The following is a 20710-nucleotide window of genomic DNA, read 5'->3' on the forward strand; positions in this document are numbered from 1 at the left end:
CCTCGTCACTTTCTCATGGGTCGGAGTACGACCGATCCGAGGCGGTGGCAGATGCGCAGTGCCAGTTCGACGTCGTTGCGTCGATCATGGCTCGGGCGGCCGACCGTTTCTTGTGCTTTGCGGATCCGGTACTGGACGGTGTTCTTGTGTATTGCCAGGCGTTCGCCGGCGGCCTGGTAGCTGCCGTTCGTGGCCAGGAAGATCCGAAGTGTCTCGCGGAGCCGTTCGCTCTGCTCGTTGTCGTCGGCGAGCTCGCCGAGGACGTGCCATATCCAGCCGCGGGTGGCGTCGAGATCCGGGGACAGCAGCGCGATCGGGCCGACCTCGGCGAAGGTGGTGACCTGTGTGCCGGGGCGAGCCAGTACGGCGATGCCTTGCGCGCGCAGGGCCTGTTGGTGGGTCTGCCGGAACCCGTCGAGGCCGGCGGCGGGGTCCCCGACTGCGATACGTGCGGTCGGATCGTGAGCCGCCACGGTTGTGGTGAGCTGCTCCCACCCGACGCGCTTGCGGCCTCCGAGGGGTAGCCATGACCAAGCCGCGGATTCGTCGCTCGGCACATACAACGGCTTTCCCCGGCAGCTCAGCTCCTCGGCGAGGGCGGTGCTGAGCCGGTCGAGCCTGGAGAGCGCGTCGAGGCTCGAGCAAGCCTCGGGCACCCAGGTGATGAGCCCGATGTGATGTTGGTCGAGCCGGTAGCCCAGGTTCGCTTCGATCTGGTGGGGGTCGATGCGCTCGCGGTCGAGCAGGGCGCGCACGCGGACGGCGCGCATCGCGCCCTGGGTCAACAGCCACCGGTCCCGTTCGTGCTGGTACGCCGAGATCATCTGTTCTGAGATTCGGTCGATGTAGCCGAAGCTCTCGTCCAGCAGGCGGCGGATGACGGCCCGGGTCACGGCGGCATCGTGGGTTTGCTGGGGGATCTCTTCGAGACACCATTGCAGAAACCGGGCGTGGCCCACGCGATAGGCGCGGACGAGGGCGTGCAGAGGGATGCCCCGTTGGGCGACGCGCCGGGCGTACTCGACCGCCGCTGCGGGGGCGTCGAGAGTGTCCAGGGTGATGCCGTGCTGGAGGACGTCGAGCAGCGTTGCCACGTTGGCCTCGACACTGGCGGCGAGCAGGTTGGCCAGAGCGTCGTCGGCTTTGAGTTCGGGGATGTCGTCGATCAGGCGCCGCCAGACGTCATGGCTCACCTCGACGAGTCGCAGCTTCACGGTTGCCGCTGCTGCCGCGAGCTGTCGGTCGACAGGAGGACTCGCGCCGTCCACGGAGGCATCGTACGGCTGCTGAGCTGCCAGGACACCGAACTGCGTGCGGCGAAGTAGCTCGAGAACCCTGTGCGCGGGGCGCGATGGATGCGTCTCTCGCCAGCCCATGACGTCGTATCAGAAGCCAACACGACACAACCGAACCGCCGCCTGCTACGGCCGAGAGCCGAGCCTGCGCGGTGTCAGGTCCCGGTCAACTGATGCGCGGCCTGCTGAGCGATCAATTCGTTCGGTGGTTCGAGCTTGTAGCAGGTGATGGGAAGCGGATCATATGTCGAGATTGTTCCGACCGCAACGTGATGCGTCGTTTGCTCTTGTGCTCTCGACACGAAGCCGTTCAGAAGGCTGTGTGTGCAGCACGGTGGGTTGATGCCTTCTCGGACATACCGTCATGCATCAGGCCGCAACGATGCGGCAGGGCGACGCCCAGTGCGTCGACGGGGTTCGCCGGCGCGGCAGCTACTGATCCGGATAGATGGGATCGCCCTCCGTGGTTCGGGCCGATGGGCTTGGCGAACGGGCAGTGGCGCTCCTCGGGCACATTCGAGCGGAACATGGAAGTTCGAAAAGGAGTATCAGAAAATGAGTGCGACACATCCGATCGCCGCTGTTTCGGAGTCGGGCACCGCAGCCGTGAGCACCGGGGTGCGCGACGGGAGGCCGGTCGTTGAACCGCCCGTGCTGGGCGGCGCGGAGCACACGGATTACTACCTGCTGGACGATCTGCTGACCGATGAGCAGCGGGCGCTTCGCCGGCGGGTGCGCGAGTTCATGGACCAGGAGGTCCTCCCGATCATCAATCCGTACTGGGAGCGCGCGGAGTTCCCGCACGAACTGGTGCCCAAGCTGGCGCAGCTCGACATCGCGGGTTTCCAGATCTCGGGTTATGGCTGCCCGGGGATGAGTAACGTGACCGCGGGATTGGTCATTCTCGAGCTGGCCCGCGGTGATCTGAGCATGTCCACCTTCGCCGGCGTGCATTCGGCGCTGGCCATGATGTCGATCGCGCTGCTGGGTTCGGAGGAGCAGAAGCAGCGTTTCCTGCCGCCGATGGCGCGCCTGGAGAAGATCGGTGCCTTCGGGCTGACCGAACCCGCGCACGGAACGGACGTGGTCGTGCTGGAGACGACCGCGCGGCGGGACGGCGACTCGTACGTGCTCAACGGGTACAAGCGCTGGATCGGCAACGCCACTTTCGCCGACCACACGATCATCTGGGCGCGCGGGGAGGACGGGCACGTCGGCGGGTATGTGGTCGAGAAGGGCACGCCGGGGTTCGAGCCTGAGTTCATCGCGGGCAAGACGGCGCTGCGCTGTGTGCAGAACGCACAGATCTCGCTGACGGATGTCCGCGTGCCGACGGAGAACCGCCTGGCGGGCTCCCACACGTTCCGGGACACCGAGAACGTACTGCTGGCCTCGCGCTTCTGCGTCGCCTGGGAGGCGATCGGTGCCGCGATCGCCGGCTACGAGACCGCACTCGCCTATACCCAGCAGCGCCGCCAGTTCGGAATGCCCCTGGCCACCTTCCAGCTCATCCAGTACCGGTTGTCGCAGATGCTGGCGGACATCACCGGGATGTTGTTCGCCCAACTGCGGCTGAGCCAACTCATGGACGAGGGCAAGATGACCATGGCCCAGGTGGCGTTGGCCAAGATGCACAACACCCAGCGGGCGCGGGCCATCCTCGCCGACGCGCGCGATCTGCTCGGTGGCAACGGCATCGTGCTCGACTACCACGTGGCCAGGCACCTGTGCGACATCGAGGCGATCGCGACCTACGAGGGCACCGACACGGTGCAGGCCCTGATCGTCGGTCGCGACATCACCGGCCATAACGCCTTCGTTCCCGTTCCCCCCGCCCGCTAGGGCCTGCCACCGCACAGCGGGACCAACCGCCCCGGCCCGGGAGTGGGCCGGTGCTGCCGGAGCGAGAACACCCGAGCGAAAGGAACCCGTCATGGACGACACCGCGGAGAAGAGCCCCCTGCTGGAAGGGCTGCGAGTCGTGGACCTCGCGAGCTGGATCGCCGGGCCTGCGGCCGCCACCGTTCTCGGGGATTTCGGTGCCGACGTCGTCAAGGTGGAACCGCCGGGGATCGGCGACGCCTACCGCGCCTTCAGCCAGATCCCCCCCAATCCCCGGGTCGAAGGCGTCAACTACACGTGGCAGCTCGACAATCGCAACAAGCGCAGCATCGAGCTGAACCTGAAGTCGCCCAACGCCCGGGCGGTGCTCGAGCGATTGGTGAAGTGGGCCGACGTGCTGGTGACGAATTTCCCGCCGCCGACCCGGGAAAGGCTGGGCCTCGACTACGACAAGCTGGCACCGCTCAATCCCCGTCTGATCTACGCGGACATCACCGGTTTCGGCGAGACGGGACCGGACGCGGACAAGCCCGGATTCGACGTCACGACGTACTGGGCACGCAGCGGCCTGATGGACATGACACGCCAAGGCGCCGCTCCGCCGGCCATCAACGTTTTCGGGTCGGGTGACCATGCCACGGCAATCAGCTTGTTCGCCGGAATCATGACGGCGCTCTACCGCCGTGAGAAGACCGGCCGGGGCGCGCGGGTCAACGCATCACTGATTGCCGAAGGAGCCTGGGGGGCAGGCTGCTGGCTTCAGGGATTGCTGGCAGGTGCGAGCAATCCCCGGCCGGTCGACCGGCTCAACCCGCCCAATGCGCTGGGCAACACCTACCGCACCGCGGACGACCGCTGGCTGTTGCTGGCGTTCGCCAACGAGAACAAGGAGGTTCCCCTCTTCCTCACGGCGCTCGGCCACCCCGAAGTGGCGGAGGACCCCCGCTTCAGGGACTCGGCAAGCCGCCACGCCCACGCCCCGGAGATCGTCGCGCTACTGGACAAGACGTTCGCCACCCGGCCGCTGGCCGAGTGGCGCAAGGTCTTCGACGCCGCGGGCCTCACCTACGGCGTCGTCCAGACGCTCGAGGAGGCCGCCCATGACCCCCAGTTCGTCGCCGATCGGGTGTTCGTACCCGTCGACGACGGTGGCGCCGAGCCCTATCTGACCATCGACAGCCCCGTGCGGCTGGACCAGGAGCAGAAGGTCCGCCCGCGCCGAGCCCCCGACCTCGGCGAACACACGCAGGCCGTGCTGAGGGAGCTCGGCTTCGACTCTGCCGAGATCACAGAGCTGCAGAACGCGGGGACAATCCCGCACCGGTAGCCGGCGACCTGAGGGACATCACCATGACCAACCCATCCACAACCGGGGTGCCGACCACCGACGCCCCCACGGTGCTGACACGCGAACATGACGGTGTCTTCGTGATCACCATCAACCGCCCGCAGGTGCGCAACGCCATCGACGGCGCCACCGCCCGGGCACTGGCCGAGGCCTTCGACCAGCTCGACGCCCACGACGGTCTCACGGTCGGCGTGCTCACCGGCGCCGGAGGCGTGTTCAGCGCCGGCATGGACCTGAAGGCCTACGCGGCGGGAGACACCCCCGTCATCCCGGGCCAGGGATTCGCCGGCCTGACCCGGGCTCGCCCGCGTACCCCGCTCATCGCCGCCGTCGAGGGCTGGGCGATCGGCGGTGGCACCGAGATGGCGCTGGCCTGCGACCTGATCGTCGCGGCGCAGGGCGCCACGTTCGGCCTGTTCGAAGTCAGCCACGGCCTGGTGCCGCCCGAGGGGGGCATCGTGCGCCTGCCCGAGCGCATCCCCCGCAACATCGCCATGGAACTGCTGCTCACCGGTGACCCGTTGCCGGCTGAACGAGCCGAGAAGCTGGGCCTGGTCAACCACCTCACCGCACCCGGCGAGGCCCTTCAACACGCTGTCGAGCTGGCCATCCGGATCGCGCGTAATGCTCCGCTGGCCGTCGCAGCCATCAAACGCGGCGTGAACGAGCGCACGGCATTCGACGACCATGGCGCGTTCTCCCAGCAGGATCGGATCGTCGCCCCGGTCCTGACCTCGCGCGACGCGCAGGAAGGAGCGCGCGCCTTCGCCGAGAAGCGCGCACCCCAGTGGCAGGGCCGCTGACATCGGTACAGGTCCGGGACACGTGCCTCGACAGCGCGTCCATCTCTCCCTCGAACGGCATGTCGCTGTTCGCCCACTCGGAAAGAGGCCGGCATGGGAAACCTGGCACAGAATCTGCTCGACACCGCAGCCAAGGAAGGCGATCGCCCCGCACTCGGCATGGGCGACGACGTCCTGACCTATGACCAGTTCAGCGACGCGGCGATGCGGGTCGCGCAAGGGCTGCGGGCGCGCGGCGTCACACCGGGCGATCGCGTGGGCCTGGCTCTGCCGAACGTGCTGTCGTTTCCCATCGTGTTCTACGGGGCGCTGATGGCGGGAGCGGCGGTGGTTCCGCTGAACCCGCTGCTCAAGGCCCGTGAGATCCACTACCACCTGCGGGACTCGGGGGCCCGGCTCGTCGTCGCCGCGGAAGGCTCCGCCCAGGCTGCCACCGAGGCCGCGGGTGCGGTCGGGATCGAGGCCGTGGCCGTGGCCGGCGTCTGGCCGGACGCGCTCGTACCCGCCTGTGCGCCGGCGGATCCGGCCGTCCGGACGGACGACGACCACGCAGTGATCCTCTACACCTCGGGGACCACCGGCCCACCGAAGGGTGCCGAACTCACCCACGGAAACCTGTCGGGGAACGCCCGCACAACAGCTCAGACGCTGCTGGGAGCGACCCCGGACGACGTGATCATGGGGTGCCTGCCCCTGTTCCACGCCTTCGGACTCACCTGCGGGCTCAACGCGGCCGTGCTGTCCGGCGCCGCCATGATGCTGCTTCCCCGTTTCGACGCGGCAACCGCCTTGTCGCTCATCGAGCGGGACACGGCCACGATCTTCGCGGGTGTCCCGACGATGTTCTCCCGGATGCTGAACGCGCCCAACGCGGGCACGGTCGACGTCACCGGCCTCCGACTATGTGTGTCCGGCGGCGCGGCCATGCCTGTCGAGCTGATGGGCTCGTTCGAGAAGACGTTCAGCTGTGTCGTGCTCGAAGGCTACGGCTTGTCCGAGACGTCGCCGGTCGTCTCGTTCAACCCTCCGCCTCCCCATCGCAAGGCCGGCAGTATCGGCACACCGATCGACGGGGTCGAGATGCGCCTCGTGGACGACCACGGCGCCGATGTCTCGCGTGGCGCGGTCGGCGAGATCGCCGTCCGCGGCCCGAACGTGATGAAGGGCTACTGGGGCAAGCCAGAGGAAACGGCGGAGGCGATCCCCGACGGCTGGTTCCGCACCGGTGACCTCGCCAGGCAGGACGCCGACGGCTACTTCTTCATCGTCGACCGCAAGAAGGATGTGATCATCCGCGGGGGCGAGAATGTCTACCCCCGCGAGATCGAAGAGGCCCTCTACGAACACCCGGCCGTGGCCGAAGTCGCCTGCATCGGCATCCCGGACCCCGACCTCGGCGAGGAGGTAGGCGCCGCTGTGGTGCTGATGCCCGGCGCGAGCGCCGACCCCGGCCAACTGCGCGAGTGGGCCAAGGCGCGAGTGGCCGCCTACATGTACCCCCGGTACGTGTGGCTGGTCGACTCGCTGCCCCACGGCCCCACCGGCAAGACCCTCCGTCGGGACGTGCGGATTCCTGAGGATGTCGGCCGGCGGTGACACCGGGAGGTCAATGCCGGCCCCACGACGCGCGGCGTGGTCGGCGCCGCTCGAAGCAGTGACTTGCACGTAATCGTCGGACACTGACATCACGATCGGAGAACTCGACATGGTCACGCCAAAGGAATTGGTCGGGCTGTTGCCACCGACCTTCGACCAGGACTACATCAGCGGTGCCGTGGTGCCGTACCTCCTGAGCGGTCAATACTTCGGGGAGCGGCCCGCGCTGCCGCTCATCGATCTCGCTCTGAGCAAGGAGAACGCGGCTCCGCCTCACTTCTGGGGCATGCTGTACGACGGATGGGCGCCCAACCCGGAGGAGGAAGGGGTCACCGTCTTCATCCAGGGCTACGACCAGCGCGGACCCGACAACCTGCGGAAGAAGATCTATCTGTCGGCGACCACGCCGGACCTCTACGCAAAACACTACGCCGGCAAGATCCGCAGCTTTCTCGTCCGTCTCCTCGACGAAGCGAACGCCGGCATGCCCCTGATGCACCATTACTATGCCGACTACTTCGACCTCTACTGGGACCTCCACCTCGGAGTCACCGGCGACGCCATCCCGGCCGAGGTCCGCGAGATCGGCGCCGGCTTCACCGCCGTCCTCGGCCACTGGTTCCCGACCTCGGACATCGTCCGCGAGAACATTCTGCGCGTGCGCGGACTGCGCCCGTTCCTCAAGGAGTGGATCGACCGCCGGGTGCAGGCGGTGATCGACGGCGACGTCCCGCATCCCGAGCGCACATTCGTCTATTACTGGCTCAAGAACGGGGGAGGGGGAGAGCACTTCCGGCGCAAGGACATCGTGTTCGAGTGCTTCCACAACTTCCTGGCGTTCAGCCAGTGGGGCAACACGGTCTACAACGTCATGGCGCAGCTGGCAGCCGACACCGGTGACCCGGCCATCCGGTCGTGGTTCAGCCAGATCATGAACAACGGCCCCGACCAGGCCGACGGCAGCCCGTTCACCCCACTCGACCGGTTCGTGATGGAGCTGTTTCGCACCATCTCGCCGAACGGGGGGAGCCTCTCGACCGTGGACACTCAGCGCGGTCTGGAGCCCCGCGCCGGCGCCGTCGTCACCCCCCACCTGGCGACGAGCCAAGACCCCCGACACTGGCCCAATCCCGAGGAGTTCGATCCGAACCGCTACAAGGCGGCCCCGACGAGCGCCGACAACGACGAAGCGAGAAGCAAGGAGATCGGACTGGCCCGCTGCCCCTTCCCACCCGCACCGTTCGCGGTCAGCGACGGCCGCCGGGCCGAGCTGACCAACAGCGCGTTCGGCGCCGCCTACGGCGTGGTCGACGGCACCGAGTACCCGGTGTGCGACACACCCGGATACGCGCCCTTCGGCTTCGGCTACCGCCGCTGCGGCGGAGAGCAGCTCACCACAGAATTCGTCAAAGAGTTCCTGCGAACGGTATGGCTGAGACGGATCGAGTTCATGCGGCTCGACCTGGAGAATTCAGAGCAACTCCCCGTCTCGCCGCGCACTCTGGTCGACGACAACATCGGGTTCCAGCCTTCGAGGTGAGACCGGCGTATAATGGCTCGATCACGGAACAATCGACAGCCGCAAGCGGTGAATACTCCATTAGTGTCGGGAGTTCATGATGCTAGAGAAGATCATCGTCGCAAAGAGGAGGTCGGCGGGTCCGAGTTCGTGGAGTTCGTGGTCGCAAGCGCGCTGAAGGACAGGCACGGAGTTTCCTCCCAGGCCGGGCTGGTCGGCCGGCAACAAGACCTGGAAGTGGTCCGATCATTCGCCGCGCAAGCGTCCGTTTCAGGTGGCGCGCTGGTGATTGCGGGCGAGCCGGGCGTCGGCAAAACCACGCTGCTCGATGCCGTGGCGATGGAAGCCGATGCTGCCGGGACGAGGATTCTGCGGGCTGCGGGGGTGGAGTACGAGGCCGGGATCAGCTATGCGGGGCTGAACCTCGCTCTCCAGCCGCTGGCGGGGTCGATCCCGTTGCTCGACGGGGCGTACCGCGACGCGCTGCGCGTCGTGTTCGGTCTTGACGTCGCGGTCGCCCCTGACCGATGCACGCTGTGCAACGCCTTTCTGGAGCTGCTGCGCAGGGAATCGGCCGACCAGCCCGTACTGCTCCTGGTGGATGATCTGCAGTGGCTCGATCGCCCTAGCGCGGCGGTGTTCGGCTTCACCGCTCGTCGTGCAGTCGGCAGCCGCGTCGGCTTGATGGGCACGATTCGCGCCGGTGACGAGGGCTTCTTCGACCGTGCGATGCTCGCCGAGCATGAACTGGTTCCGCTGACCGAGTCGGCCTCGGCTGAGCTGCTCGACCGCCGGTTCCCGTCCCTCGACCGCAGGCTGCGGGAGCGGGTAATGGCTGAGGCGATGGGAAACCCGCTGGCGCTCGTAGAGCTGTCAGCGGCCTCCGGTCGGTTCGGTCTCAGTAAGCGGCTCCAGGCGAGGTTCGGGGTCAGGATCTCTGACCTGCCGGCCCTGACGCGTCAGGTGCTGCTGCTGGCAGCTCTCGAGGGCACCGGCAGCCTGGCAGTCCTGGAAGCCGCGAGCCCTGCAGACGTGCTCGACGCCCTTGCGCCGGCCGAGGCGATCTCGTTGGTGCGAGTGGACACGGCAACGTCGAAGGTCTCGTTCCGTCATCCCCTTACCCGGTCGGCCGTTGCCGGTCTTGCGCGCGCGGCTGAGCAGCGTCACGCGCATCGCAGGCTCGCGGCGGCCTTGTCCGATGATCCTGAGCGGCGGGCCTGGCACCTGGCCAATGCCGTGGTGCGCCCGGACGAGCAGGTGGCGGCATCCCTGGAAGAAGCGGCTTACCAGCGGCTGCGGCGCGGGGATCCCGTCGGAGCCGTCACGGCCCTGACCCGGGCGGCGGAGCTCAGCCCGACCGATGCCGACCGGGCAAGGCGTTTGGCGGATGCCGCCTATGCGGGCGCCGGAATAGCTGGAGGTCTCGACGCCGCTCCGGGGATTCTGCGTGAAGCCCACCGCGCTGACCCTGACTCCAGCCGCTCACTCGAGGCCGCGATCGCCACCGCATATGTCCTGCTGAACACCGACGGGGATATCGATACGAGTCACCGGATCCTCGTGGCCGCGGTTGAGGCGGCCAGACACGAGACACCGCCGGCCTCGGCGCTGATCGAGGCGCTGAACCTGCTGTGCCGTGTCTGCTTCTTCGGCGGCCGTCAGGAGCTGTGGAAACCGTTGGATGCAGCGATCAACCGTCTCGGCTCACAGACGCCGCGGTCGCTGGATCTGCTCCGCCGCTTCATCGGTGACCCGGCGCATGCCGGGGCGTCGGCGGTGGCGGACCTCGATGCTGCCGTTGCGGGCCTGCACGACGAGCCTCACCCGGCTGAGGTGATCCGGATCAGCACCGCGTCGGTTTATGTCGACCGCCTCCTTGGCTGCCACGCGGGACTGCGTCGCGTTGCCCTGGAGGGCCGGGAAACGGGCGACGTAGGCACCATCGCGCAAGCCACCCAGATACTGGCCTTCGAGGCGTACGCCGACGGTCGCTGGGATGAGGCCGACTCGCTGCTCGCCGAGTCGCTTCCGCTGTCCGAGCAGCACGGTTACCGCCTCTTCGCTTTGTACGCCAAGTACTGTCAGGCCCTGCTCGCGGCCGCCCGCGGCGAGGACGCCTCTGTGCGATCCCTCACCGATGAGATCACGCGCTGGGCGGTACCCAGGGGAGTTCTCGTGGTCCGCCAGCTCTGCAGCCACGCAAACGGACTGGCCGCTCTCGGACGCGGCGCGTTCGACGACGCATACCGGGAGACGGCCACGATGAGCTCGACCGGCGTCTTGCTTCCGATGCGCGCCCACGCGCTCTGGTCGATTCTCGACCACGCCGAGGCGGCGGCCAGGACCGGCCGGACGGCAGAGGCGGCCGCACATGCCTGCACGGTATCCAGATTGCGGGTGCAGGACATCTCCGGGCGCCTGGCGCTGCTGGTCGGCGCGGCGGAAGGACTCGCCGCCGACAGGGATGGGGCCGGTGCGTGTTTCGAACGGGCCCTGCAGGTTCCAGGTGCGGATCGCTGGCCGTTCGATCTCGCCAGGGTGCAGCTCTTATACGGGGAACACCTCCGCCGCATGCGGGCGTACGCGCAGGCTCGCACTTACCTGGACGCCGCCCTGGATGCGTTTCAGCGCCTGGGTGCCGTGCCCTGGATCCGCCGGGCAGCGGGCGAACTGAGGGTCACAGGTGTTCAGCCGGGCCGCCGAGGACGTCTCACCGGAACGCTGACGGACCAGGAACGAGAGATCGCGCAACTGGCGGCCACCGGGATGACGAACAAGCAGATCGCTCAGCGCTTGTTCCTCTCGGACCGGACGGTAGCGGCTCATCTGTACCGCGCCTTCCCAAAGCTCGGCATCAGCTCGCGAGCTGGCCTTCGCGACGCCCTCGACGCTCTCTGAGCGACGAAGACGAGCCGCCTGTCGCCGCGTCGGGTCTACACGAATTCCGCACCCCTCGGGAATCGATGTGTTTCGAACGCTGCTTGCTTCCCGCCGCACACGACGGCGGGAAGCGTCGGCCTGATTCAGATTTGGACGCCGGGCCGGCGCTGGGGCCCGCGGGGGCCATAGTCGACCTCGGCCATTCCACGGCCGGCGCCGATAGCGGGCTGCGGGGCGTCGTACTTGTCCATGACCGACTCGATGAAGATCATGCCGTCGTGCGGGGCAGCCAGCGCGGCTTGAAGTTCGGCCGCGGTCCTCACAACGAATGTCCGGGCGGTCGTCCCCGGGTGCAGGACCTTCGGCAAGTCGGCGTAGGCCCAGTTGGCAATGTCGTTGAAGTGGCTGTCCTTGCCGCAGATGACGCGCTCGATCGTGTAGCCGCCGTTGTTGATCAGGAAGATGATGGGTTTGAGGTCGTGCCGCAGGATCGTCGATATCTCCTGCGCGGTGAGCTGGAAGGACCCGTCTCCAACGAACAGCAGATGACGGCGCTCAGGTGCGGCCAGCAGCGTGCCCAGGACCGATCCCACGGTGTAACCGATCGAGCCCCAGATGGCCTGGGTGACGAAGGTACAGCCCGGCGGGAGCTGTAGCCCCCAGCCGCCTGCCTCGGAGGTGCCGTCCTCGGCGATGAGAACGTCGCCCTCGCGGATGAAGCCCTGGATCAGATTCCAGTACGCGGCCTGCGTGAGCGGACCCGACGGCACCGACACCTCCGATGACGGCACCGCTGCGTACGCACGAGGCGCCGGCTGCTCCCTGCACGGGAGCCTGTCGACGACCCGACCGAGCAGTTCCTTCAGGTAGACGGCCTGGTAGTTGTCCGGGCCGATATCGACGGCGTCGCCGCGGACATCGATCCGATCAGCCGGAAGCGCGGCGGTGAAGCCGCCGGACGTCGTGTCCACCCGACGCACCCCGATCGCCAGCAGGCAGTCGCTGCCCTCCACCGCCTTCCGTACCTCGGGGGCGCTGGCCGCCCCGACGTAGAGGCCGACGTAGTGCGGGGAGGTCTCATCGATGACCCCCTTGGAGGTGTTGATGGCGGCGATCGGTGACAGCAGCTTGACGGCCAATTCCTGTATCTCACCAACCACGCCGAAGCGGTCTGCGTCGATGTCGGCAAGGATCGCCGGCGAGCGCGCGCTGGTCAGCCGGGCGACGATCTCGTCGGCGCACGTGCTCAGTCGTTCGGAGTCGCTCGGCGGGATCACGAGGTCCAGCGGCTCCGCCGGAACCTCGACATGCAGGTACGCGATGTCGGAAGGCAGTTCCATGTAAACCGGCCGCTTGAGCTGCCAGGCGGTGAGGATGAGCCGGTCGATCTCGGCTACGGCGTTCTGCGGAGTCAGCCTTGTCTGCGCAACCGTGAACGGAGTGTAGGCCTGCAGGACGGCGTCGTACTCGGTATCGCCGGATGTGTGGTGCATCAGAAGGTTCCGGTCCAGCGACTTCAGCGGGAGCGACCCGCAGACGCAGACGACCGGTACATACTCGCTGTAGGCGCCGGCGACACCGTTGATGGCGCTCAACGCTCCGACGCCATTGGTCACGATGAGTCCCGAGATCCCGTTGAGCCTCGCGTAACCGTCAGCCGCGTAGGCGGCGTTCAGTTCGTTGCAGTTGCCGACCCACATGAGCTCATTACCGTCCTCCATCTGCAGTAGGAACTCGAGGTTGAAGTCGCCCGCGACCCCGAACAGGTGCGAGATGCCCGCCTCCCGCAAGCGCCGCAGCAGAAAATCGCCGATGGTCATCGTCGAACGGCTGGTCGTCGTTGGCATGTGCATTGTCCCTCCTGAACCGGTTAACACGCCCACCCGGAGCGGCCACAGACCGTCACACGTCGATCGTCAGGCCCGCGTGCTGGGGCGCAACGGCACCGTAGGCAGGCGCGAAGCCGCCGCTAATCAGTAGAACGACTGACAACGCAGCCGTCAGAGCGCGAAGGTTCCAACGGCCGAGTGATTGGGACCTCGATCTCCGCGATGCTACTGCGCTTCCCCGCACGCTCGACGAATCGCCAGCATGCGCACAGCCGCCGCCGACGACGACGCGGTGGCCATCGTGCACATCACGACCATCGGCGCCCGCACTGTTTTGCCCCGTCGCGCTGGGGGTCGGATCGCGAGCCCTCGCTCGGTGTACGGATGGCGTCCGCCCACAAGTGACCAGGACCTCACGGTGGTGAGTTCTCTGGACATTGTCCAAGTACTAGGCTGGACAACATCCAAGGAGGCTGGCATGAACGGGCAACGGGAAGCAGAACTGAGTGGCCGTCTGCGTGAGCGCGGGCTGCGCGCGACCAGACCCCGGATCGATGTGCTAGCCGCGTTGGAAGACTTGGGCGAGCATCGGTCCGCCGATGAGGTGCGCGATCGGCTCGCCGACGAGGGCCACCGGTTGCCACGATCAAGCGTCTACAACGTGCTCACGACGCTGGTCCGCGCCGGACTCGCGCTCACCGCGGACGCCGGGCCCGGCCCGGTGCTCTACGAGGCAGGTCGGGAGTGGCACCACCACTTCGTGTGCCGGCGCTGTCAGCGAGTGTTCGACGTCGACTGCCTGGTGGGTGCCCGACCCTGCCTCACCGCCGGCGGCGACGTCGGCATCGTCGAGGAGGCGCAAGTGATCTTTCGAGGCATCTGCGCCGGCTGTGCGGCGACCTGCGAGTCCGGCTCCGAATAGTCGAACGAGAGCCCGCGCGGCTACTTGCCTGCGCATTCCGAGGTGACTTGCCCGGTGAAATATCTGGATTCCCCTGATGGGAATCCTCTGGAAAACTCGGAGGACGTAATGTCTTCGGCCATTCTTGAAATGACGACCACTGCGGAGAAATTTCGGTCCGCGGAGAAATCCTTTGTTCTGCGCTATGTGCAGCCCGGGCTCGTAGGGCTGATCGACGGCACCCTGTCCACCCTGGCGCCGATCTTCGCGGCGGCCTTACTCGCCGGCCCGCGTGCGGCCTTGCTCGTCGGGCTGGCCACCGCCTTGGGGGCGGGTATCAGCATGGGGCTGTCTGAAGCGCTCTCCGACGACGGCAGCCAGACCGGTCGCGGCCCAGCGATCACCCGTGGTGCAGTGACCGGGATGATGACAACCCTGGGTGGGATATTCCACGCGTTGCCGTTCCTCATTCCGAACCTGTCTAGCGCGCTCGTCGTGGCAGGTGTCGTGGTGGCATGCGAACTGGCCGCGATCGCCCTCATTCGTAAGCGTTACCTCGCGGTCACACTGCGCGCCTCGCTGGTGCAGGTCGCCCTCGGCGGCGCGCTCATCGTTGCGGTCGGGCTCTCCCTTGGCCGGGTGTGAACTCCGAACCATTGGCGGATCTCCAGCCTGGGCACGCGGAGACGCACCTTCCGCCTCACTGGATGGACGTTCGCAGCGCATAGCCGGTGTCGTGCCAATTGCTGCCGCGGTCGCCTGCTGTTCCGCCTGGTCGGCGACTCGGCGGCGAGTCCGACCGAGTTCACCGTGGGTGTGTCGGTGGCCCCGCATTGGGTTCTCCCGGGCCATCTGCAGCGCCAGGGCGCGGATTGGCTGCGGGGTGGGTGGGCGGCCTGGTTGGTATCCGTCCGTCCGACTCAATGTCGGGTTCCGGAGGCAGCAAGACTCCGCGACGTCAGCCGGACGGCGGGAGCCGATTTTCTCCCCTTTGGGGTGTCGCTGTCCGAAGATCGGATTACTCAACGACCCGGTCAAGCCTGCTCTCGGGCGTGGAGCGCCAGTTCGGAAGATCGCGTATATGGATCGGTGCTGACCTGGCGAGGCGGTGACCTGCGCGTTCCTGGGACGCTCGCCGGCGTGCCCCGGTGTTCCCCGTCAGTCGCCGCGTGATCGCGCGAGCTGGGGGCCACGAGCCCGATCGTCAGGCGGTGGCGTGCGTCCGGTCGTCGTAGTCCGCGCGTGCGGCACGGATCACGTCCACGTGCTGGTCGGTCCAGCGGGCGAGGGCCGTCACGACGTCGAGCAGGGTGCGGCCGGTCTCGGTGAGGGCGTATTCGACGCGGGGCGGCACGGTGGGGTGGACCGTACGGCTGACGATGCCGTCGCGTTCCAGAGCGCGCAGGGTGGAACTGAGCATGCGCTGGGTGATTCCCTCGGTGGCCCGGCGCAGCTCGTTGAAACGATGGGGCCCCGTTCCGAGTCGGCAGATGACGATGACGGACCACTTGTCGCCTATGCGGTCGAGGATGTCGCGCACGAAGCCCGCCCGCTCTGCGGCCGTGTGCCAGTTCCCGGACTCGTCCATGGTTGTTCTCATCGGTACCTCGGGTGATACCAGGGCACTTTGAACTGCCTTCTTGTCGAATTCGCTGACTGGTCTAATGATCGTTAGTACTGGTATCTATCGGATACCAGGCTGCGCGTAAGGTACCAGAAATGGAGTGACCCTTGTGATTGACGTACCTCTCTCTGTCCTCGATGTCGCTCCGGTCGCCGCCGCCGGATCCTCCGCCGAGGCCCTCCAGCACACCACGGCGCTCGCGGTCCGCGCCGAGGAGCTGGGTTGCCGGCGGTTCTGGGTGGCCGAGCACCACAACACACCGTGGGTCGCCAGTTCGTCGCCGGCTGTGCTGGTCGCGCATTTGGCGGCGTCGACCTCGACGATCCGAGTCGGCTCGGGTGGCGTGCAGCTGCCCAACCATTCCCCGCTGGTGGTGGCCGAGCAGTTCGGCACCCTGGAGGCGCTGCACCCGGGCCGGGTCGACCTGGGCATCGGCCGGACGTCCGGCACCGACCAGGTCACCGCGCTGGCCCTGCGCCGGACGATGGAGGGCCCGTCCGCCGAGGCGTTCCCGCAGGAGTTTGACGATCTCATCGGGTACTTCACCGGGCGCGAGAACCGGATGCGGATCACCGCGATCCCTGGGCTGGGCAACATGCCGGCGATCTGGCTGCTCGGATCGGGCGGGTTCAGCGCGCAACTGGCCGGCATGCTGGGCCTGCCGTTCAGCTTCGCGCACCACTTCAGCTCCGCCAACACGCTGCCGGCGCTAGACCTGTACCGGCAGCACTTCCGCGCGTCGGAGTGGCTGGAGCGGCCGTACGCGATGGTCTCGGTCAACGCGATCTGCGCGGATACCGACGAGCGCGCGGAGTACCTGGCCGGCCCGGCCATGCTGTCCTTCCTGCGCATGCATACCGGCCGGGCGCAGCTGCTGGCCAGCCCCGAGGAGGCGGCCCGGTACCCGTACACGCCGCAGGAGCTGGAGGTCGCGCGGCAGCGGTTCGAGGGGCAGGCGCTCGGTTCCCCGGAGACCGTGGTCCGCCAGCTCGCCGAGCTGCGCGAGCGCACGGGTGCGGACGAGCTGATGCTGACCACTCAGGTCTACGACATCGAGGACCGGATCCGCTCGTTCGAGCTGATCGCCAAAGAGGCGGCCACCCCCTGACCCAACGGCCGGCCGCGGGCGAGGCCGGGGGAGTCTGCCACCCAGCCTCTACGAGTGACGTCTCGTTCGCACCGAGTTCCACGGTGTCGCGCATGACGCCCTCGTCGTCTTCCACGGTGGCGACTTCGAGGTCGGTCGGGCATGCGGGCGCGGACCGCTGGGCGCGGCGGTCTATGTCGAGGACGGCGCGCAATCCCCCGTTGATGACCCACCACGGTGAGGGTCGCCGCGGCAGGCAGGTGCGGCCCGATGAGGTGGGCGGCATAGGCGGTCAGGGCTGCCCGCGCTTCGCTTCGCTTCGAAGCAATCGCAGCAGTCGATCAACACTGTGGGATGTGACTTGCCGCGCAGGCCACCGACGGCCCGGCGTCCTCGCCGTCGACGAAGGACAGCACGAGCGGAGATGCGATGGCCCTGGCCATCGCAGCGGGCCCGGTGCCGGCTGATCCCGTTGGTCCACCGCCGGTGATACCGGGAACGCCCACTCACCGCATGACAGCGGCGAGTCCACCGCGCCGCGTTGCGGCCGTACCGAGGTGAGGTCGACGAGGGGGAGGGCCGGCCGTTCTGCTGCGTATTGGCTGCTCAGGAGGTGCGGCACCACAGCGCCGTCCACGTCGTCCGGGTCGGACGTCGGTTCGGGGCAGCTACCCGGCCAGTCCCTTTGGCGTGATCATGGCGGCTTCCTCCGATCGTGACGTGAGCGTCGAAGTTACGACGCCCATCGCAGCCACTCGTCGGCGCGTTGCCGAGAATTCGGACTCTCGCGCCTACGGCCGCTCTCCGGGCCGGCCGCACGGCCGTCGCGCGCGGAATGTGCCTGAGTCGCGAGCTCGGAGCGCATTCGGCTCGTTCTGCCGCCGGTCGTGCGACTCGACCTACTTGTCTGGATCGCGTTGATTTGACGGGAGCTGCGGAGTTGCCGTTGTGCTGCGAACACCAATCAGTTCCGAAACCCGTGCCCGCGGCACGGTGAATGCCGGCCCGGGTGTGCATACCGTCTTGTGTGAGGCCGCGATGACGTAGCACTTCGGCGCCCCGCGCCGACCGTGGCGACCTGATCCACACGCATCGCGATCGCGATCCGTATCTGTGTGGCCGGGCTCAGCGAACGGGCGATGGCGCCCTTTGGTGCGCGAACCTGTGCCGGGGAAGACCCGTACCACATCGACCCGGGAATGATGGAGAAGCAATTAGAATGGGAACGACAAAGCGGGACGCCGCCGACTCGGCGTCCGCCGCTACCTCAGTCATCGACCGGACCACGAACGGAAAGCCGGTCGTCGAGCCGCCTGTCCTGGGCGGCCCCGAGCACACGGACTACTTCCTGCTGGACGATCTGCTGACCGATGAGAAGCGGGCGCTTCGCCTGCGGGTGCGCGAGTTCAGGGACCGGGAGGTCCTCCCGATCATCAACCCGTACTGGGAGCGCGCGGAGTTCCCGCACGAACCGGTTTCGTCGCCCGCTACGGAGGGCACCGCCGCCCATCGGCACCAATCGCCCCGGCCATAGACGGGGCGGCCGGGACCGGCGCGAGCTAGGACGCGGGTGTCAGGTCGTAATTCGCGCGGACGATGGCAGACGGTCCCGACGAGGCGGCGGCTTCACCCCGCTCGACCGGTTCGTGATGGAGCTGTTCCGCACGATCTCGCCGAACGGGGCAGCCTCTCGACCGTGGACACGCAGCGCGGTCTGGAGCCGGGCGTCGTCGGCGTCGTCACGCCCCACCTGGAGACGAGCCGAAACCCCGGCACTGGCCCAACCCGGAGGAGTCCGATCCGGGTCGCTACAAGGCGGTACCAACGAGCGCCGACAACGACGCGGCGAGGAGGAGATGGGGCTTGCTCGCTGCCCCTTCCCGCCCGCCCCGTTCATGGTCAGCGACGGCCGCCGGGCCGAGCTGACCAACAGCGCGTTCGGCGCCGCCTACGGCGTGCTCGACGGTACCGAGTACTCGGTGTGCGACACGCCCGGATACGCGCGCTTCGGCTTCGGTTACCGCTGCCGCGCCGGTGAGCAGCTCACCACAGAATTCGTCAAAGAGTTCCTGCGAACGGTATGGCTGAGACGGATCGAGTTCGTGCGGCTCGACCTGGAGAATTCGGAGCAAGAGGAAGTCCATGACGGGGTGCGGCTCGCCGTGGCGGCGGCGCTCGCGGTGAGGCAGGGGCCACCGCTCGAGCAGCGCCCGGTGCAGAACGCACGCACCCGCCACACCGGCTCGTTGAGCAGCCCGGGCGACTCGAGGACGACCAGCTCCCCAGCTCGCGGCGGGTCGGGCGGTTCCGACGGAAGCGGTGCAGGCACACGCATATGCCTCCACCGCCGGGACCGCCCGCTCCGCCGCACCACAGCCCGTCTCGCCGCGCACCCTCATCGACGACAACATCGGGTCTCGGCCCTCGCCGTGAGACCGGCGCATAAGGACACGGAATACGCCGTGGATCATCCAAACGCCCGAGCGGCGGATCCGGCTTGGTCGGGCTCAAAGACTGGGTGGAGGCTCTCGGTGGCCGACTCTGGGTGCAGAGAGTCCCCGGCGTGCTGGTCGACACGCTGACCGACAGCCTGCGCGCGTGTGAGGTGGCGGGGGCACGGTTGCGGCTGCCGGCCGAGCGGGCCGCGATCGTGCTGACGGTCGGCACGCATGGCCGGGTGGCGATCTCCCAGGCCCGGTCCGGGGACGACGCCGAGGCTGCGGTGGTCGAGTTCGTGGACGAGCTGCTCTCCCTGGTGTTCGAGAGCGGCTGACGTCCCGGCTCGCCGTCGGGCCGACTCGTGACCTCCGTCCCCCGATAATTCTTTGCCCTCTTTCATGATTCTTTGTGGCGCCCGTTGAACAGCAGCCCAGAGACAGCTAACGTCTGTTCAGTAAGTTGATGAACAGATGTTAGGTCCTTTTCCGGCGCGGAGGCGCACATGGCCAATAGAGCGACAAACTCGACAGTCCGGGCGTTGGCTGACATCCCCGAGTACCCGATGCAGCGGGCAGCCGGGTGCCCGTTCGATCCGTCGCCCGCCCAGCGGAACTTGGCGCAGGAAGGACTGGTCCCGAAGATCCGGCTCTGTGACGGCAGCACCCCCTGGCTGGTGACCCGATACCACGACCAGCGCGCCCTCCTCGCCGACCCGCGAATCAGTGCGGACATATCGCACCCGAACTTTCCCAATCAGACGGCGGGTTTAAGGAGCGCTGGGATACCGACCGAACCGTCGTCGCCATGGACGACCCCGAGCACGCACGGCTGCGCCGCATGGTGACCGCGCCATTCACGATCAAGCCGGTGGAGGCGCTGCGGTCGGCCGCCCAGAGGATCGTGGGTGGCCTGATCGACGACATGCTGGCCGGCCCGAAGCCGGTGGACCTGGTCCAGCAGTTCGCCCTGCCGGTGCCCTCGCGGGTGATCTGCTACCTGGACCGGCGCGACGCCGCCGGATGGGTCACCTGATGCTCGTGGCCGGGCACGAGACCACCGCCAACATGATCGCACTGGGCACCCTGGCCCTGCTGCAACACCCCGAGCAGCTGGCCCAGCTGCGCGACAACGACGCCCCCAAGCTGACCCCCAGGGCGGTCGACGAGCTGCTGCGCTACCTGACCATCGTCATTTGCGGGCGGCGGCGGGTGGCGCTGGCCGACATCGAGCTCGGCGGCCAGACCATCCACGCCGGCGACGGCGCGATCTGCCCCAACGACATCGGCAGTGGACCTCGACCGGCTGGACATCCACCGGGAGGCCCGTCGCCACGTCGCCGTCGGCTACAAGGGTGCACCAGTGCCTGGGCCAGCCGCTGGCCAGGGTGGAGCTGCAGGTCGTCTACGGCACCCTCTACCGCCGCATCCCCACCCTGCGCCTGGCCACCGATTTCGAGCAGGCGCCCGCAAGTTCGACGGGCTCGTCTACGGCGTCCACGAACTGCCCGTCACCTGGTGACCACTGCGAATTTGCACGAGGAGGATCTC

The 20710-nt window shown here is 67.7% G+C and carries 15 protein-coding genes and 1 pseudogene; 12 read left to right on the forward strand and 4 right to left on the reverse strand.

Translation table 11 applies throughout. The annotated features are described in order from the left end of the window. Positions 1-5: 5 nt before the first annotated feature. Entirely contained in the window at positions 6-1268 is a 1263-nt protein-coding gene (locus ABD743_RS26775) for a PucR family transcriptional regulator (RefSeq protein WP_344725026.1), read from the reverse strand. Positions 1269-1850: 582 nt separating this feature from the next. Here ABD743_RS26775 and ABD743_RS26780 point away from each other — a divergent pair. From ABD743_RS26780 to ABD743_RS26805, 6 genes are all read left to right on the forward strand, one after another. Further along, the gene (locus ABD743_RS26780; RefSeq protein ID WP_344725028.1) at positions 1851-3137 is read left to right on the forward strand and encodes an acyl-CoA dehydrogenase family protein; all 1287 of its coding nucleotides are present in this window, start codon (positions 1851-1853) and stop codon (positions 3135-3137) included. 91 nt (positions 3138-3228) lie between these two features. Beyond that, positions 3229-4464, forward strand: a complete 1236-nt coding sequence (locus tag ABD743_RS26785) for a CaiB/BaiF CoA transferase family protein (RefSeq protein ID WP_344725029.1) — start codon at positions 3229-3231, stop codon at positions 4462-4464. A 23-nt stretch (positions 4465-4487) separates the two neighbouring features. Further along, entirely contained in the window at positions 4488-5288 is an 801-nt protein-coding gene (locus ABD743_RS26790; RefSeq protein ID WP_344725030.1) for a crotonase/enoyl-CoA hydratase family protein, read from the forward strand. 93 nt (positions 5289-5381) lie between these two features. After that, the gene (locus ABD743_RS26795) at positions 5382-6884 is read left to right on the forward strand and encodes a long-chain-fatty-acid--CoA ligase (RefSeq protein ID WP_344725032.1); all 1503 of its coding nucleotides are present in this window, start codon (positions 5382-5384) and stop codon (positions 6882-6884) included. Positions 6885-6993: 109 nt separating this feature from the next. Beyond that, complete coding sequence (locus tag ABD743_RS26800) at positions 6994-8424, forward strand: cytochrome P450 family protein (protein ID WP_344725033.1); 1431 nt, start codon at positions 6994-6996, stop codon at positions 8422-8424. 129 nt (positions 8425-8553) lie between these two features. After that, positions 8554-11301, forward strand: coding sequence for an ATP-binding protein (locus ABD743_RS26805; RefSeq protein ID WP_344725034.1), 2748 nt, complete (start codon positions 8554-8556; stop codon positions 11299-11301). Positions 11302-11426: 125 nt separating this feature from the next. On the opposite strand, the gene ABD743_RS26810 is transcribed toward ABD743_RS26805, so the two are convergent. After that, positions 11427-13130, reverse strand: coding sequence for an alpha-keto acid decarboxylase family protein (locus ABD743_RS26810; protein WP_344725035.1), 1704 nt, complete (start codon positions 13128-13130; stop codon positions 11427-11429). A gap of 460 nt (positions 13131-13590) precedes the next feature. Here ABD743_RS26810 and ABD743_RS26815 point away from each other — a divergent pair, with 460 nt between their 5' ends. Further along, the gene (locus tag ABD743_RS26815) at positions 13591-14034 is read left to right on the forward strand and encodes a Fur family transcriptional regulator (protein WP_344725037.1); all 444 of its coding nucleotides are present in this window, start codon (positions 13591-13593) and stop codon (positions 14032-14034) included. 54 nt (positions 14035-14088) lie between these two features. Continuing rightward, positions 14089-14658, forward strand: coding sequence for a VIT1/CCC1 transporter family protein (locus ABD743_RS26820; protein ID WP_344725038.1), 570 nt, complete (start codon positions 14089-14091; stop codon positions 14656-14658). A gap of 559 nt (positions 14659-15217) precedes the next feature. On the opposite strand, the gene ABD743_RS26825 is transcribed toward ABD743_RS26820, so the two are convergent. Further along, positions 15218-15601 carry a winged helix-turn-helix transcriptional regulator gene (locus tag ABD743_RS26825; protein ID WP_344725039.1) on the reverse strand — a complete coding sequence of 128 codons (384 nt, stop codon included), beginning with the start codon at positions 15599-15601 and terminating at the stop codon, positions 15218-15220. A gap of 145 nt (positions 15602-15746) precedes the next feature. On the opposite strand from ABD743_RS26825, the gene ABD743_RS26830 reads away from it, so the two are divergent. Both ABD743_RS26830 and ABD743_RS26835 read left to right on the forward strand, forming a co-directional pair. Next, entirely contained in the window at positions 15747-16745 is a 999-nt protein-coding gene (locus ABD743_RS26830) for an LLM class flavin-dependent oxidoreductase (RefSeq protein WP_344725041.1), read from the forward strand. Between the two features lie 1198 nt (positions 16746-17943). Continuing rightward, positions 17944-18258: a hypothetical protein gene (locus ABD743_RS26835; RefSeq protein ID WP_344725042.1), complete on the forward strand. Its 315-nt coding sequence runs from the start codon at positions 17944-17946 to the stop codon at positions 18256-18258. A gap of 274 nt (positions 18259-18532) precedes the next feature. Here ABD743_RS26835 and ABD743_RS26840 read toward each other — a convergent pair whose 3' ends face one another. After that, positions 18533-18868 carry a hypothetical protein gene (locus ABD743_RS26840; RefSeq protein ID WP_344725043.1) on the reverse strand — a complete coding sequence of 112 codons (336 nt, stop codon included), beginning with the start codon at positions 18866-18868 and terminating at the stop codon, positions 18533-18535. 353 nt (positions 18869-19221) lie between these two features. Between ABD743_RS26840 and ABD743_RS26845 the strand changes: the two genes are divergently transcribed. Continuing rightward, positions 19222-19497: a hypothetical protein gene (locus ABD743_RS26845; protein ID WP_344725045.1), complete on the forward strand. Its 276-nt coding sequence runs from the start codon at positions 19222-19224 to the stop codon at positions 19495-19497. Between the two features lie 168 nt (positions 19498-19665). Further along, a pseudogene (locus ABD743_RS26850) lies at positions 19666-20681 on the forward strand (cytochrome P450). Positions 20682-20710 lie beyond the last annotated feature (29 nt).

Origin of the sequence: Pseudonocardia yunnanensis (assembly GCF_039534065.1) — a bacterium.
GTDB lineage: Bacteria > Actinomycetota > Actinomycetes > Mycobacteriales > Pseudonocardiaceae > Pseudonocardia > Pseudonocardia yunnanensis.

Bases quoted from the DNA above. Each gene is read 5' to 3' on its own strand.
- ABD743_RS26780 (WP_344725028.1), top strand. From the start codon at position 1,851: ATGAGTGCGACACATCCGATCGCCGCTGTTTCGGAGTCGGGCACCGCA.
- ABD743_RS26785 (WP_344725029.1), top strand. From the start codon at position 3,229: ATGGACGACACCGCGGAGAAGAGCCCCCTGCTGGAAGGGCTGCGAGTC.
- ABD743_RS26790 (WP_344725030.1), top strand. From the start codon at position 4,488: ATGACCAACCCATCCACAACCGGGGTGCCGACCACCGACGCCCCCACG.
- ABD743_RS26795 (WP_344725032.1), top strand. From the start codon at position 5,382: ATGGGAAACCTGGCACAGAATCTGCTCGACACCGCAGCCAAGGAAGGC.
- ABD743_RS26800 (WP_344725033.1), top strand. From the start codon at position 6,994: ATGGTCACGCCAAAGGAATTGGTCGGGCTGTTGCCACCGACCTTCGAC.
- ABD743_RS26810 (WP_344725035.1), bottom strand. From the start codon at position 13,130: ATGCCAACGACGACCAGCCGTTCGACGATGACCATCGGCGATTTTCTG.
- ABD743_RS26815 (WP_344725037.1), top strand. From the start codon at position 13,591: ATGAACGGGCAACGGGAAGCAGAACTGAGTGGCCGTCTGCGTGAGCGC.
- ABD743_RS26825 (WP_344725039.1), bottom strand. From the start codon at position 15,601: ATGGACGAGTCCGGGAACTGGCACACGGCCGCAGAGCGGGCGGGCTTC.
- ABD743_RS26835 (WP_344725042.1), top strand. From the start codon at position 17,944: ATGGGAACGACAAAGCGGGACGCCGCCGACTCGGCGTCCGCCGCTACC.
- ABD743_RS26840 (WP_344725043.1), bottom strand. From the start codon at position 18,868: ATGGACTTCCTCTTGCTCCGAATTCTCCAGGTCGAGCCGCACGAACTC.